Raw genomic sequence first — 15,131 nt, forward strand, 5'->3', positions numbered from 1 at the left:
GTCTCGATCATGTTCGACTATACCCCCAGGGGGTACCGTCTCGGTCTTCAGGTATACCCCCCTGGCGTACCGGAGGCAAGGGGCGGCCCGGATTGACTTTATACCCCCTGGGGGTATGTTCTTCCGGTGTGGGGCCGCTCTCCGGGCGGCCGCGGAGGAAGGAGTGGCACATGAACACCGGTCTCAGGATCACGGCGTTCGCGGCGGGGCTGGCCGCCGTGTTCGGTACGGCCTACGGGGTGGGCGGCGCCGTCGGGCCCGTCGTGGCGGAGAAGGAGCCCGTGCGGCACGGACACGAGCAGCCGGCCCCCGCCGGCACGGAGGAGGGGCGGGCTCGGGAAGCGGCCGGGAAGGCCTCACCGCCGGGCGGGCTGCAGATCGCCGACCAGGGTTTCGCCCTCGACCTGCGCACCCCCCGGGTGGAGGCCGGACGGGCGGCCGAGCTGCGCTTCGCGATCGAGGAGGAGGACTCCGGCCGGGTGGTGACCGCATACCGCAGTGAACACGGCAAGGAGCTCCATCTGATCGTCGCGTCGAGGGATCTGACGGCTTACCGCCATCTGCATCCGGTACGCGCCGCCGACGGCACCTGGTCCGCCCCCGTCGAGCTGCCGGAGGCGGGCGGCTACCGCGTCTTCGCCGACTTTGCCCCCGCCGCGAAGAAGGACGGCAGGCTCACGCTCGGCGCCGACCTGGCGGTGGCCGGCGAGGCGGACCCGGAGGAACTGCCGGACACCGGGCGGACGGTGGCGGTGGACGGTTACCGGGTGACGCTGCGGGGCGGCCTGCGCCCGGGGGCGGGGAGCGAGCTGAAGCTGGAGGTCGCCAAGGACGGCAGGCCGGTCACCGATCTCCAGCCCTACCTCGGCGCGTACGGACACCTGGTCGCCCTGCGGTCCGGGGACCTCGCGTACCTGCACGTCCACCCGAACGGAGAGCCCGGGGACGGCACGACGGAGCCCGGCCCGGAGATCTCCTTCGACGTGACGGCCCCGAGCAGGGGGGCGTACCGCCTCTTCCTGGACTTCCGGCACGAGGGGAAGGTCCGCACCGCCGCCTTCACCGTCCACGCCGGCGGGACGGACGGACAGCCGGAACGGTCCGCCGGGCGGACGGAGCCCGCGGAGCCGTCGGGGCGCGAGCCGTCCGGACACGGGCACTGACCCGGGCCGGGGCGTTCAGGCCCCGCGCGGCTCCACCGGGGTGCCGGCGGTCAGGTCGCGCGGGCCGCCACCCGCCGGCCGACCCGCCGCCGCCCGCCGGCCGACCCGCCGGCACCCCCGCGACCCGCCGGCCGGCCCCCGGCCCCGCCGGTCAGGCCCTCAGACGCGCCACCACCGACCGCATCGCGCGGAGCACGGCCTCGCGTGAGGCGTCCGTAGGGTCCAGGGTCTCGAAACCGTGGTGCCCCTCGGGGACATCGACCACCTCGATCTCCTTGCCGCACGCCCCGGCGGCCGCCATGAACTCCTCGACGGTGGCCGCGATGCCGGGCGACTCCAGCCCCACCCGGGTCAGCACGACAGGCAGGGCGCCCGCCCCCGCCACGGCCTCCGACGGCCGGAACCGGCCGTCGAACGGCCCCCACGCGGGCAGCGGCGCCAGCACCGGATAGGTGGCCGCCAGACACCGCAGCCATGACGGGGGCGCACCCAGCCAGTCGGCGGCCAGCAGTCCGCCGCCCGAGAAGAACCACACGGCGATCCGCTCCCCGTCCACCCGCGGGTGCGCCCTGACCCGCCGGACCGCGTCGGCCACGTCGTCGGCGGCACGCGGATAGTCCGCCAGGGAGTGCAGACGGTGGTCCACGGTCACCCCCACCACCCCCTGATCCGCCGCGAGGCGCGCGTACCCCTTCAGGGTCGTCCAGTCACGTGGAGTCGGGCGCGCGTCGGCCGGGACCGGGCCGCCGTGCACGAACACCACCGCAGGACACCGGGCGTCGCCCTCGGGCGCGTACAGGTCGGTGTTCCCCGACCGCTCCCGGGGGACCCGGGGAACATCGAGCAGGAAGGGCCGCAGGTGCGCGGGGGTGACCGGTCCCAGCCGGCGGCCCCCGCCCGCCGCGGCCCGCAGCAGGACCCCGGCCAGCTCCGCCGGAGCGGAGAGCATCGGCCAGTGCCCGGTGGCCAGTTCGAAGAAAGTCACCTCCGGCCCGGTGAGGAACCGCATCGCGGGGTCGCCGAAGCCGACCAGCATCCGGACCGTCTCCACGGTCGTCCCGCTGCCGGTGCACAGGACCCCGGTGGTGGGCACGGTACCGACCGGATGAGTGAGCCGGAGCGGCTGGGACAGGGTGCCCAGAGGGTGCGGTGAGGCCAGCGCGGTGAGCCGGTCCAGCGCCGCACCGCCGAGGCCCTCGGTACTGCCCCAGCGCTGCCAGCCGTCGCGGTCCGGAGCGGCCAGCACCCCGGACCCGTCCCGGGCGGGGGCCGCGGCACGCGCGGCCAGTTCCTCCCGCAGCGCCCGGTCCGGCACCGCCGCCAGGGCCGGCACCCCGTCCTGCGGCAGGCCCGAGTCCAGGTACACCACCCGGGCGACCCGCTCCCGGCGCCGGTCGGCCGCGGCGAGCGCCGGATGGATGCCGTAGTCATGGCCCACCAGCACGATGTCCCGGCACGCGCCCTCGCCGGCCTCCCGGCCGTCGCCCCCGCAGGTCTCGCCGGCCGGGCCGATCGCGTCGATCGCCCGGAGCACATCCGCCACATGCGTCTCCAGGTCCACCCCGGCCCCGGGGCTTTCGGCCCCCTCGCCGAGACCGGTCAGGGCGACCGCGCACACCCGCGCCCCCGCCCCGGACAGCCTCTCCGCCGTCTCCGCCCACACCTGCGGGCCGGTGAACATGCCGGACACCAGGACGAACGCCGTCATGGTCCTCTCCTTCGGTAGGTGACCGCCCGCGGACCGGCCCACCGGCCCGTCCGCGCTCGCCGGTACCGTAGGAACTCCCCCTGAGGGAGGTTCAAGTGCCGCCACCGCCCCCCGACGGCCTGCGCAGTATCGGTGAACTCGCCGAGCACGCGGGCGTCACCGTCAAGACCGTGCGCTTCTACTCCGACCGCGGACTGCTCCCCGAAGCCGTGCGCAGCGCCGGCGGCCACCGGCGGTACGGCCCCGGGGCGGCCGGCCGGCTCCGGCTGATCCGCTCCCTGCGCGCCCTCGGCCTGCCGCTGCCCGAGGTGGCCCGCGTCCTCGACGAGGAGCGGGAGGCGGGCCCCGCCCTGGAGGACGCCGTCGCCGGCCGGCTGCGCGTGCTCGGCTCCCAGCGCAAGGCGCTGAACTGGCAGGAAGCGGCGCTGCGGCTGGTGCAGGAGTCCCCGCCCGGCGAGCGGGCCGGCCGGCTGCGCCTCGTGGGCGCCCTCGGCGCCCCGCCGGGCACGGACCCGCTGGTCCGCTTCTGGCGCGCCTGGCTCCCGCCCCGGATGCCGGCCGGGGCGACCGCCGCGTTCCTGGAAGCGGCCGTCCCCGAGCCGCCTGACGACCCGGCCCCCGCCCAGGTCCTCGCCTTCGCCCGGCTGAACGCCCTGGTACAGCAGCCCTGTACGGGCGGGGAGCGGCCCCAGCCGCAGATCCACGGGGCCGTCGGCGCCCGTGGCTCGGTCCTGCTGTACGCGGGCCTGGCCGAGGCGTACGGCCTGGCGGGCGCGTGCCTGCGCCGGGGCGACGCGCCCCGGCCGGGGCAGGAACTGGACTGCTTCGTGGCCGCCTACGCCGGGGCGTACGGCCGCCGGGACACCCCGGACTTCCGGCGCGTGCTCACGGGGCAGCTCGCCACCGACCCCCGTATCGACCGGTACTGGCAGTGGACGGCCGAGGTGATCACCCCGGCCGGCGCGCCTCGGGAGCCGACCCCCGGCACCGCGTACGACTGGCTCCTCGCCGCGCTCGGCGCGGAGACGGCCGCAGCGGCCTGAATCCACGCGGGACACCGGACGGGCGGGACACCGGACGGCCGGGACACCGGGCGGGGGCGGCGCGCGGCAGCCGGTGTGCGCCCCTTTTCACGCTTCCCCCACGGGGATCCGGGCACCACCGGCCTCCGGGCCGCTAACTTATGGGGTCCAGGGGGAGGGTGATCGGCAGATGAAGCCACTCAACGCCACCGATCCGCAGCGCATCGGGCCCTACGCGCTGGCCGGGCGGCTGGGTTCGGGCGGGATGGGCGAGGTGTACCTCGGGCGGTCGGCCGGCGGCCGCACCGTGGCGGTGAAGGTCGTACGGCCCGATCTGGCCCAGGACCCGCCGTTCCGGGAGAGGTTCAAGCGCGAGGTCGTCGCGGCACGGCGGGTGTCGGGGGCGTTCACCGCGCCGGTGGTGGACGCCGACGTGGACGCCGAGATCCCCTGGATGGCGACGGCGTTCGTGGTGGGGCTGTCCCTCCAGAGCGTGGTCGCCGCCCACGGGCCGCTCCCCGAGGACACCTTGCGGATGCTGACGGCGGGTCTCGCCGAGGCGCTGCTGTCGGTGCACGGGGCGAAGGTGATCCACCGGGACCTCAAACCGGCCAACGTCCTGCTCGCGCTCGACGGCCCGCACATGATCGACTTCGGGATCGCGCGGGCCACCGACGGTACGGCTCTCACCTCGACGGGCGCGGTGATCGGCTCGGCGCCGTACATGTCCCCCGAGCAGGCCGTGGGGCAGCATCTCTCCGCGGCGAGCGACGTGTTCTCGCTCGGCTCGACCATCGCGTTCGCGGCGGGCGGGGCCGGGCCCTTCGGGGACGGGGTCGCCGCGGCGGTCCTGTTCCGCGTCGTCCACACCGAACCCGACCTGTCGTACGTCCCGCCCCGGCTGCGCCCGCTGATCGAGCGCTGCCTGGCCAAGGACCCCAGCGCCCGCCCCACCCCGCGGGACGTGATCGCTTACGCCGAACGGTCGGAGCGCCCGGACGGGGGCGGCGCCGGGGTCCGCCCCACCACGGGATGGCTGCCCGGACCCGTCGCGGCGGACGTGCTCGCGCTCCGGGCCGTCCTCACCTCGCTGCCGGAGCCCGCGCCGACCATCCCCCTCCCGGACGGGGCGGACGCCCCGGCGGGCAGGGCGCCGGACGGGACCACCGAAGTACTGCCGCACACCCCGGCGGAACCCCTCCCCGGCGGAACGGGCGGAGCTGACGGGCCCGGCCGCCGCAGACTGCTCCTCGGGCTGGCCGGCGGTGCCCTGGCGGCTGCCACGGGCGGCGGTGTGTGGGCCCTGATCCGTAAGGACTCGGACAAGGACCCCTCCGGCGGGGCGTCCGGCAAGGGCTCGGGGAGCACCCCGCGGCCGGACGGGAAGGAGGTCCCCGAGGCGGGACTCGCCTGGCAGCTGGACCTCCCCGCGGCCTGCGGGCAGGTCCTCTCCGCGAACGGCGTCGTCGCCTGTGTGTCCCTGAGCCAGGTCTTCGGTGTCGACGGCGGGGGCGAACGCATCTGGACGGTCGAGGCCCAGGACCACGATCTCGCGTTCGCGTCCACCGGGACCATGCCCCGTGTCGTCGCCGGAGTGGACGGCGGCCGGCTCCACGTGGGCGGGACGGCCGTGCCGACGCTGTCGGGCACGGAGGTGAGGGACGGCGGGGCGGCCGTACTCGGCGTCCGGATGTCCGACGGCGGACAGCCCGCGGTCGCCGCGCTGACGGAGACCGGCTCCCTGGGGGTGGCGTCCTTCTGCGGGGTGCGTGACGGCCGGGCCCACCTGTTCACGATGGCGGGCCAGGACGGCAAGGGCGGCGGGGTGTGGGCACTGGACCTCGCCTCCCGGCGGACGGCCTGGTTCCACCCCGGCGAGACGGAGACGCTCTTCTCGGCGGTGCCCCGCCCGGGCGAGAGCATGCTGTACTCCGGGCGGAGCCGGGTGGTCGGCCTGGACGGTGAGGGGAAGACCGTCTGGAAGAAGGAGATCACGGCCACCCTCGCCGCCGCGGGACGGTACGCCTTCCTCCACGGCACCGGGGGAGACCTGACCGCGGTGGAACCGGGGACGGGGCGGGAGGCGTGGAAGACGGAGGGCGCCGTCGGAGCGTCCGCGCGGGGCGGAGGTGTCGCCTCGGACACCGGGGGAGCCGTCGTGTTCGTGCTGCTGCGTGACGGGGACGACGGCTTCGCCCTGGCGGCCCTGGACTCCGCGACCGGCGAGGCGAAATGGCGGAAGCCGGTTCCGGCCGGCGCCGCGAAGGCCGGCGCCCGGCTCCTCCACTCCGACGGGAACGTCTACCTGATGGGAGCGGACTGCGTGGTGTGGGCCCTCGACGCGTCGAAGGGCGCCTTCCGCTGGAAGTACAGCGGCTGGAAGGGGAAGGACCCGATGGACCTGGCCTGGGACGCCGGCGACGGTCGGCTCTGCCTGTCCGCTCCGCGTACCCGTACCGTCGCCACGCTGTACGCGAACGGGGCCTGACCCGTGCCGGGACGCGGGCCCGCGGCCGTCTCCCGGAGCACGGCGGCGCCCTCGCCGCCACCGCCCGGCCACCGTGCCACGCCCCGGCGGGCCCGCGTACCCGGCGCCCGCCCAGCGCCCCTCCCGCAGCCCCTGCCCGTCCCGCAGACCTCGCCCGTCCCGCAGACCTCGCCCGTCCCGCAGACCCCGCCCACCCCGAACGGAGCCCGACCATGGCCGCACCGGACCCGCTGACCCCGTCGGACCCGCCACGGATCGGCCCCTACACCCTCCTGGGACGGCTGGGCGCGGGCGGCATGGGGGCCGTGTACCTCGGACGCTCGCCCGGCGGCCGTACCGTCGCCGTGAAGCTGGTACGGCCCGACCTCGGGCAGGACGCGGTGTTCCGGGCCCGGTTCCGGGCGGAGGTGACGGCGGCACGCGCCGTGTCGGACGCGTTCACCGCCCCGGTCGTCGACGCGGACACCGAGGGGCCGGTGCTGTGGATGGCGACGGCGTTCGTACCGGGCGTCTCGCTGGGCCAGGCGGTCCGGCTGGCCGGGCCCCTCCAGCTGTACGCCCTGGGCGCGCTCGCGGCAGGCGTAGCGGAGGCGCTCGCCTCCATCCACGCGGCCGGACTGACCCACCGGGACCTCAAACCGGGCAACATCATGCTGGCCCTGGACGGCCCGCACGTCATCGACTTCGGGATCGCGCGGGCGGCCGACGGCACGGCGCTGACCGAGACGGGCATGATCCTGGGCACGCCCGCCTACATGTCCCCGGAACAGGCGACCGCCGGGGAGACCGGCCCGGCGAGCGACGTCTTCTCCCTCGGCGCCACCCTCGCGTTCGCGGCGCGCGGCTCGGGCGTGTTCGACGGGGGCAGGGCCGTGGACGTCCTGAAGCGGGTGGTGCGGGAGGAGCCCGACCTGTCTGCCGTCCCCGAGGCGTTACGGCTGCTGGTCGCCGCGTGCCTGGCGAAGAACCCGGCGGACCGGCCGACGCCCCGGCAGATCGTCGGGTTCGTCCAGCGGATGGCGGCCCCCAGGCCCCAGGGCGCCTGGCTGCCGCCGGCCCTGATCGCGGCGATCGAGGAGGCGGCCGCCGTGATGGCGCCCTCGGTGACCGCGACACCGCCCCCGCCCGCCACCGCCCCGCCGGTCCCCTCACCACCGCCCTACGCCCCCCGCACCGGCGGACCGGAACAGCTGACGCTCCTTCAGCCGACCGGCCCGACCCGGCCCCTGCCGCCCGCCGGCCCCAGCCGCCGCACCCTGCTGATCGGGGCGGCGGGCGGCGCCGTCGCACTCGCGGGCGGAGGCACGGCGCTGGGGCTGTGGCTCGCGGGTGACGGCGAGCCCGCCCGGACGACCTCCACCGACGGCGCGAAACCTTCGGGGCACCCCCTCACCGACCCCGAGCGCTCCCTCGACACCGGCGTCACCGCGAAACCGCGGTGGACGAAGGAGGTGGCGGAACCGCTGGTGCAGATCGCGGGGGAGGACGGCACGGTGGTCGCGTTCGGCGCGAAACACGTGTGGGCCTTCGACGCGGAGGGCACCCCGCTCTGGGGCCCGGTCGGCAACATCACCGACCCGGTGGGCGGGGGTGCGCCGGGCCTGATCGCGGCGGTCGGCGACGGCATGGCGTACACGGTGGCGCGTGACGGGGAGGACAAGATGACCCGTACCTTCCGCGCGCTCAGCCTGGCCGACGGATCCGTGGCCTGGAAGGCGCGGCTGGCACAGGACTCCGTCACGGGGCTCACCGTCCCCGGCATGCTCGACGGCACGGTCTACCTGAACGCCGACGCGGCCTCCACGATCAGGCGGACCGGCGACCCGAAGAAACCCGTCGAGATCATCGGCGGACCGGCCGTCTGGGCCGTGGACACGAAGAAGCGCGCGTTCAGCTGGGGAATGATCGTGGAGGACACGGACACCAAGTACCCCAAGGGAGACCTGTTCGTCCCGTCCTTTGGCAGCCGGCTGCTGTGGGCCACCTCCGACACGGACGGCACCGCCCGCAAGATCCTCGGCCTCGACACCGGCGCGAAGGGGAGGACCGACTGGGAACAGCGCGCCCCCGGCGGCGGCGGTACGACGACCGATCTCCTCCTCCAGGGGGCCTTCGGCCCGTGGCGGGACGGCCAGCACTCCTCGGCGGGCGGCCTCTTCCTCCACATCAGCGACATCCTCTACGCCATCGACCCGGCCAACGGCCAGACCGTGTGGCGTTCCCCCAAGGTCGCCTTCAAGGCGGTGGTGGCGGACCCGGACGGCAGGACGGTCTACGCCGCGGCCAACCAGGGCCTCGGGATCGTCGTTTACGCCCTGGACGCCGCGGACGGCAAGGCCCGCTGGGCGGGAACCCTCCGGGAAGGGGTGTCAGGGGTACCCGTACTCCAGTGCGCGGACGACACGGTCTACCTGTGCTCGGGCGGCCGTCTCTGGGCCCTCGGCACCGAGGACGGCAAGGCCCGCTGGACGTACGAACTGACCACGTCCCTGACGACCGGCGCCCAGACGGCGCTCCACGCCGAGGGCGGACAGGTGTACGCCATGAATCCCGGAGGACTGGTGGCGCTCGCGGCCGGGGGCTGACACGGAGGCCGGCCGGCCCGGCGGGATCAGGGGGAGCACGGGCCGGCGTGGCCCGGCAGCGCGGGCAGCACCCGTCCCAGGCGGGCGAGCGGGGACAGGGCCATCACCACGGGGGACAGCAGCATGCACGCGGCCGTCACCAGGAGGCCGGTGCGCAGCCCCCACTCCTCCGCGAGGAATCCGCCGAGCAGAGAGCCGAGCGGGGCCAGCCCCATGCCGACGAACGTGACCGTCGCCGCCGCACGGGCCTGCATCCCGTCCGGGGTGACCGCCTGACGGACCGCCATGACCGTCACGTTCACCAGCTGGCCACCCGCCCCGAACACGAAACCGGCCGCCAGGAGCACGGGAACCGTCACCGCCGAGGAGGCGTGCAGCGCCGGTACGCACAGGAACGCGCCGTCGCCGAGCGCCGCCGCGGCCATGAGTACCGCACCGTGGCCGAACCGGCCCGGCAGGCGGGCGGCCAGCACCGAGCCCAGGAGCGCACCCGGCCCCGTCGCCGCGAGCGCCAGCCCGACGGCGGTGCCCGACAGGTGGAGTTCCCGCGGCAGGAAGAGCAGGTAGACGGTCATCGTGGCCGCGAAGAAGAACTGGAAGGCGGCCGAGGCCAGGCAGACGGCCCGCAGCGAGGCGTCGCCGGCGACGAAACGGAGGCCCTCGTGAATCCGCCGCGTCATGCGAGGGGGGCGCTCCGAGCGCTCCGGTACCGGCTCGCTGCGGCCGATCCGCCGGATCGACAGGAACGACAGGGCGAAGAGCAGTGCGCCGGAGGCGGCGGCGACCGGCGCCGACAGCAGGGACACCAGCGCACCGCCGAGGGCGGGACCGCCGGTCTGCGCCGCGGACCGGCTGCCCTCCAGCGCGCTGTTGCCCCGCACCAGCTGATCGCGTGCCACCAGCCGTACGAGGGAAGCCTGGTACGCCACGTCGAAGAAGACGGACAGGGCCCCGACGGCGAAGGCGACCAGGAACAGGGCGGGCAGGCCGAGCAGACCGAGCAGGCCGGCCACGGCCGCGGCGCCCAGCGCCAGGGCCCGGCCGGCGTCCGTGAGGACCATCACCGTGCGGGCCCGCCACCTGTCCACCCACGCGCCGACGAAGAGCGAGAGCAGCAGAACCGGCGCCTGCCCCACCGCGCGGAGGACGCCCAGCCGGCCGGCCCCGGCGTCGAGCGTCAGGACGGCGAAGAGCGGCAGGATCACCAGAGTCGCGTGCTCGCCGAGCTGGGAGGCGGTCTGGCCCGCCCAGAGCCTGCGGAAGTCGGCGTCCCGCCACAAGGACGGGACAGGACCGCCGGATCCGGACGGAGCGGAGGGGTCGTACGGCACGGAGGTCCCTCGCTGTCGACGACTGTGGCCGGCCACCGAGCATATGGACGTACGCCGACGGCTTCCACGGAAAAAGATCCGTGGCGCCGCACCGTGGCGCACGGTGCCGGCCACGGCGGACAGCCGGGAGCGGGAGGCCGAGGACGGGTCAGCGGGGAAGGGGGGACGGGTCGGTCGGGAAGGGGGGACGGGTCGGTCGGGAAGGGGGGACGGGGTGGACGGGTCAGTCGGGAAGGGGGACGCGGCGGACGGGGTCGAAGGGGCGCTTGTTGAAACCGCTGCGCACGTTGCGGCACTTCGGCGCGGTGCACATGAAGAACTCGTCGACCTTCCTGCGGCCCGTCTCATCCCTGAGCCAGACCTTCTCGTTCTCGGTGAGGGGGCGGTGGTGTTCGTCGGAGTCGCACGTGTAGCAGTACAGCTGCTGGGGCTGCACAGGACCTCCTGGGCGGACGGACGGGCGGACGCACGGGCCGAAGCGAATCGTAGGGGGACGTGCCGCACCGGGGCAGAGCGCGCGGGAGCGTGTCGCTCTGCCGTCGCACGCCGGGGAGCACACCGCCGGGGCGCGGAAGGGGGAGCGGCGGTGGGCGGACCCCGCTCCGCAGCCCCGGCCCGGCGCCTGCGCGGCGCCTCCGCCCTGCCGTGCGCCGGGGCACCCCGCCCCGCGTCCTGTGCGGATCACCCGGTCTCCGGCAGCCCCTCCTCCGGCCCGTGCGGGCCCCGAAACCGCTCCGGAGGGCCGTCCGGCAGCTCGAACAGGCGCTGGACCCGGAGGAGGTTGTGCTCCCGCCGTTCGGTGAGGCTGCGCCAGTGGTCCTCGGCGGGCAGTGCAGGACAGGCGACCCGGTGGGGGATCCGGCACCGGGTGCCGGGGAACGGCTCCGCCTCCCACAGGTTCATCGCCCTGCCGTCAGGGGTGATGATCCACCTCAGCATCGGGGGAACGGTGTGGGCGGCGAGCAGCAGGCCGGGTTCGAGCAGGATCCAGTGCCCCGCGTAGTGCGTGGGGTACCGGTCCTGGAGCAGGTCGCAGAACGGACACTCGGGCGGTGCGGGAGGGCGTGGGGCGACAGCCCCCTCCCGCAGGGCGTGCCTGGTGCCCTCGGGGCAGGCGAAGCCGTCGTCGGGCCGGTCCGGGCAGGGCCAGATGTTCTCGAAGTCCCCCATACACCAAGGTTCCGGGCGGACCGCCGGCCGTGACAGGGCGCGATCCGGCCGCACCGGGCGGGACAGGGGCCGCCCGGTGGGCCGGGGAACGCCACACGGGACACGCCGGACCCCGGACGGCTCACGCGAAACGGCCGGACCGCGGCAGGCCGGTGGTCCCGTGCCGGCGGGCAGCGGTCCGGCAGCCGGCCGCAGGCACGGAACCGCGGGTGCGGCCGGGGCCGTCGGTCCGGTCCTTGACCGGGCTCGGCTATGTGGAGAGAGTGAGTCCATCGGAAGTTCGTTCGACCGGGCTTCCTCGGACAGGGGGGATTCATATGACGGCGGTTGCGGGATCACGGGGCGTCATGGCGGTACTGGCGGCCACGGCGCTGTTGCTCGGCGGAGCGACGGCCACGGCCCGGGCCGAGCCCACGGACCCGCCGGTGCCCGCGGCACCCTGCGCCTACCCCTCGGTCTGCTTCGTCAAGGACGGCGAAGTCGTCTACGAGTACGACGAGGTGACTCCCTGGCAGTACCTGCCGGCCCTGCTGCCCGCGCCGCTCCAGGTCATCAACACGCGCCACGAGAGCATCTGGTTCGGTGACACCAAGGGCGGGGCCCAGTGCGTCGGGCCCGAGTCGATCGTCGACAAGTGGTTCGGCACGCTCGAAACCGTGCGGGTCGACGACTCGGTGGAGTGCCGGCTCACCTGATCCGGGCCGGGACGCGGCCGGCGGCCGGTCCCTCCCTCCACGCCCCTGCCGGCCCGCGGCCGTACAACGCTCCCGCGGGCCGGCTCCGTGCCGTGCGGCGGCCAGGGGGAGGCGGGGGAGGGCTCGAAGACCGGGAGAGGAAAGGTTAGGCTGGCCTAAGATGTAGCGGTCGTGCTCCGCTTCGCGGCGTGCCGCACCCCGTTGCCCGGCTCCGCACGAGCCCGTTCCTCTCCGCCGTGAAGGCGGAGCGTCCACGGAGGAATCAGATGACGATCCACCGAGCCGTTGTCGCCCGCGTCCAGCAGCTCACCGCGGCCATGACCCGGGTGACCCTCCACGGGGAGGGTGTCGCCGGCTTCGTCTCCACCGGGACCGGCGACGAGTACGTCAGGCTCTTCTTCCCGCACGGCCCCGACCGCACCGACGTCTCCCTGCCCAGGCCGGCCGGCAAGGGCCGCTGGGAAGTCGTGGAGGGGCGGCCCGTCGCCCCGGTGCGCACGTACACCGTCAGGGCGGTACGGCCGGAGGCCGGTGAGATCGACATCGACTTCGTGCTGCACGAGGGCGGGATCGCCTCCGGCTGGGCCGCCGGGGCCCGCCCCGGCGACGTACTCGGGCTCAACGATCCCACCGCGCTCTACAACCCGCCGCCGGCGCTCTCCTGGCAGGTGCTGATAGCCGACCACACCGGCCTGCCGGCCCTGGCCCGCCTGCTGGAGAACACCGAGCCCGACGTCATGACCCGGGTCGTCGTCGAGGTCCCCGATGCCACGTGCGTGCAGCCGCTGCCCGGCCCGCCCGACCTCAAGGTCACCTGGAGCTACGGTGGCAACGGCCACGGACCGAGCCGCCTGGCCGATCTGGTGACCGGTGCGGTACCGGCCGGCACCGACGTGACCGGCGGCTACATCTGGGTGGCGGGACAGACCAACGCCCTGCGCGAGGTGCGGCGTTACCTCCGCAAGGAACTCGGTCTGCCCGCGGAACGCTACAAGGCGGTCGGCTACTGGATCCCGCAGTCCGACACCTGGGCCGAGCGCTACCAGGCGCTTCCCGACTCGGTGCGCTCCGAGCTGGAAGCGCTCTGGGACAGCCCGGCCGGCGAGTCCGAGGACCGGACCATCCGCTACGAGACACGGCTCAGCGCCCTAGGGCTCTGAGGAGACGTCCCGGCCCGCCGCCGGCGGACAACGGCTTCCCGGAGTTCCGGAGTTCCGGGCGGAGGAGGGTCCGGGGCTCTCAGGGCTGCCCGGCCCCCGCGGCCCCCGCGGCCGGGCCGCCCGCCGCCCGCGCGGCACACGCCTGGTCCTCGCGGCGGGCGCGGTGCGCCATCCAGGCCGCGACCAGGGCGCCCGAGATGTTGTGCCATACGGAGAAGACGGCCGCGGGCAGCGCGGCCAGCGGGCTGAAGTGGGCGGTGGCCAGCGAGGCGGCGAGCCCCGAGTTCTGCATCCCGACCTCGAAGGCCATCGCGCGAGACGCCGGTCCGCCCAGCCGGGTGAGCTTTCCGGCGCCGTAACCGAGGGCCAGGCCGAGGCCGTTGTGCAGCACGACGGCGACCAGCACGGTGAACGCGGCCGACTTGATCGTTCCGGCGCTGCCGGCCACGACGGCACACACGATGGCCGCGATCGCCAGCGACGACAGCCACGGCATGAACCCGAGGATACGGTCGACGGCCCTGCCCGCCACGAGCCGCACCACGAGGCCGCCGACCACCGGGAGGAGCACCGTCTTGAGGATGTCCTCCACCATGGAACCGGCGTCCACCGGAAGGTAGGTGCCGGCCAGCAGCAGCGTCAGCGGCGGAGTGATCAGCGGGGCGAGCACCGTGGAGACGGTGGCGACCGAGACCGACAGGGCCACGTCGCCGCGCGCCAGGAACGTCACCACGTTCGAAGCGGTACCGCTCGGCGCGCAGCCGACCAGGATCACGCCGGCGGCCAGCTGCGGCGGCAGGCCGAGCGCGTGGGCGATGACCCAGCCCAGACCCGGCATGATCACATAGTGCGCGACCAGGCCGATCGCCACGGCCCACGGCCGCTGGGCCACGCCCTTGAAGTCCAGCGGAGTCATCGTCAGGCCCATGCAGAACATGACGACGCCCAGCAGGTACGGCACCGACCCGCCCCAGCCCGCAAAGGTCCCCGGTGCGAGAAGACCGGCCGCACCCGCCGCGAGTACGAGGACGGGGAACACCGTCACGGCGCGCCGTGCCGCTTTGTCGTCGGAGCCCGGCTGATCAGGGGTTATCTGTTCGTTCTGCACAGGTGCAACAAGACGCCGCAGGCCGGGCGGCCCGCAAACTCGTCTCGCCATACGGACGCCATATCCAGTATGTGGTAGGAGCTCCATGGTCCCGGCCGATGACCCGGAGGCTCGGCCCGCGTTCCCTGCCGCCCCCTTCCCGGCCGCCCGGCCGTGCGGACCGCTCCGGTCAGGGCCGGTAGCGCAACGGGTGATCGGCGGGCACCTCGGTGAGCACGATGCGGTGCCCGTCCGGATCGGCGATCCACATCTCGATCAGCCCCCACGGCTCCCGCACCGGCGGACGCAGCACCGGCACCCCGCGGGCCGCCAGTTCCCCGTGGGCCGCCGCGCAGTCGGCGACCTGCATCCAGAGCCGCAGCGTCGGCGTCGCGGTCTCCTCCGCGCGCCCCGACACCTCAAGGAAGCCGCCCCCGAGGAAGTAGACCGTCCCGCGCTCCGGGCCGGTGCCGAACTCCCGGTACACCTCCAGCCCCAGGGCCCCTCCGTAGAACTCCCGTGAGGCGTCGGGGTCCCGGGGCCGCAGGAGGATCCGGCTGCTCAGTACGTGAACCATGGCAGCGACCCTACGCAGCCCCGCCCCCGCACCGCTACGGCCGGGCGGCGTACGGGCCGCGCACCACGCCCCCGCCCGGCCGCCCCCGCCCGGCCGCCCCCGCCCGGCCGCCCCCGCCCGGCCGCCCCCGCCCGGCCCTCACCGC

Annotated in this window: 12 protein-coding genes; 6 read left to right on the forward strand and 6 right to left on the reverse strand. The window is 75.1% G+C overall.

Annotated features, from left to right (window positions below):
* Window positions 1-170 precede the first annotated feature (170 nt).
* Complete coding sequence (locus CP967_RS31775; protein WP_150491268.1) at window positions 171-1,163, forward strand: hypothetical protein; 993 nt, start codon at window positions 171-173, stop codon at window positions 1,161-1,163.
* A 151-nt stretch (window positions 1,164-1,314) separates the two neighbouring features.
* On the opposite strand, the gene CP967_RS31780 is transcribed toward CP967_RS31775, so the two are convergent.
* Window positions 1,315-2,871 carry an alpha/beta hydrolase gene (locus CP967_RS31780; RefSeq protein ID WP_150491269.1) on the reverse strand — a complete coding sequence of 519 codons (1,557 nt, stop codon included), beginning with the start codon at window positions 2,869-2,871 and terminating at the stop codon, window positions 1,315-1,317.
* A gap of 95 nt (window positions 2,872-2,966) precedes the next feature.
* Between CP967_RS31780 and CP967_RS31785 the strand changes: the two genes are divergently transcribed.
* From CP967_RS31785 to CP967_RS31795, 3 genes are all read left to right on the forward strand, one after another.
* Entirely contained in the window at window positions 2,967-3,914 is a 948-nt protein-coding gene (locus tag CP967_RS31785) for a helix-turn-helix domain-containing protein (protein ID WP_229888295.1), read from the forward strand.
* A 169-nt stretch (window positions 3,915-4,083) separates the two neighbouring features.
* Window positions 4,084-6,381, forward strand: a complete 2,298-nt coding sequence (locus CP967_RS31790) for a protein kinase domain-containing protein (protein WP_150491271.1) — start codon at window positions 4,084-4,086, stop codon at window positions 6,379-6,381.
* Between the two features lie 212 nt (window positions 6,382-6,593).
* Window positions 6,594-8,966 (forward strand): protein kinase domain-containing protein, encoded by a 2,373-nt coding sequence (locus CP967_RS31795; RefSeq protein ID WP_150491272.1) that lies wholly within the window; start codon window positions 6,594-6,596, stop codon window positions 8,964-8,966.
* A 26-nt stretch (window positions 8,967-8,992) separates the two neighbouring features.
* On the opposite strand, the gene CP967_RS31800 is transcribed toward CP967_RS31795, so the two are convergent.
* From CP967_RS31800 to CP967_RS31810, 3 genes are all read right to left on the reverse strand, one after another.
* Window positions 8,993-10,246, reverse strand: coding sequence for an MFS transporter (locus CP967_RS31800; RefSeq protein ID WP_190175042.1), 1,254 nt, complete (start codon window positions 10,244-10,246; stop codon window positions 8,993-8,995).
* Window positions 10,247-10,520: 274 nt separating this feature from the next.
* On the reverse strand, window positions 10,521-10,733 hold the full coding sequence (locus CP967_RS31805) for a hypothetical protein (protein WP_150491274.1): 213 nt from the start codon (window positions 10,731-10,733) through the stop codon (window positions 10,521-10,523).
* Between the two features lie 245 nt (window positions 10,734-10,978).
* Window positions 10,979-11,467, reverse strand: coding sequence for a DUF6083 domain-containing protein (locus CP967_RS31810; RefSeq protein ID WP_190175043.1), 489 nt, complete (start codon window positions 11,465-11,467; stop codon window positions 10,979-10,981).
* Between the two features lie 317 nt (window positions 11,468-11,784).
* Between CP967_RS31810 and CP967_RS31815 the strand changes: the two genes are divergently transcribed.
* Together CP967_RS31815 and CP967_RS31820 are read left to right on the forward strand one after the other, a co-directional pair.
* Window positions 11,785-12,162: a hypothetical protein gene (locus CP967_RS31815; RefSeq protein WP_150491275.1), complete on the forward strand. Its 378-nt coding sequence runs from the start codon at window positions 11,785-11,787 to the stop codon at window positions 12,160-12,162.
* A gap of 266 nt (window positions 12,163-12,428) precedes the next feature.
* Window positions 12,429-13,322 carry a siderophore-interacting protein gene (locus tag CP967_RS31820; protein WP_150491276.1) on the forward strand — a complete coding sequence of 298 codons (894 nt, stop codon included), beginning with the start codon at window positions 12,429-12,431 and terminating at the stop codon, window positions 13,320-13,322.
* 79 nt (window positions 13,323-13,401) lie between these two features.
* Here CP967_RS31820 and CP967_RS31825 read toward each other — a convergent pair whose 3' ends face one another.
* Both CP967_RS31825 and CP967_RS31830 read right to left on the reverse strand, forming a co-directional pair.
* The gene (locus CP967_RS31825) at window positions 13,402-14,430 is read right to left on the reverse strand and encodes a bile acid:sodium symporter family protein (protein ID WP_150491277.1); all 1,029 of its coding nucleotides are present in this window, start codon (window positions 14,428-14,430) and stop codon (window positions 13,402-13,404) included.
* A gap of 169 nt (window positions 14,431-14,599) precedes the next feature.
* Entirely contained in the window at window positions 14,600-14,986 is a 387-nt protein-coding gene (locus tag CP967_RS31830) for a VOC family protein (protein WP_150491278.1), read from the reverse strand.
* Between the last annotated feature and the right edge of the window lie 145 nt (window positions 14,987-15,131).

Source organism: Streptomyces nitrosporeus, from assembly GCF_008704555.1.
Classification (GTDB): domain Bacteria; phylum Actinomycetota; class Actinomycetes; order Streptomycetales; family Streptomycetaceae; genus Streptomyces; species Streptomyces nitrosporeus.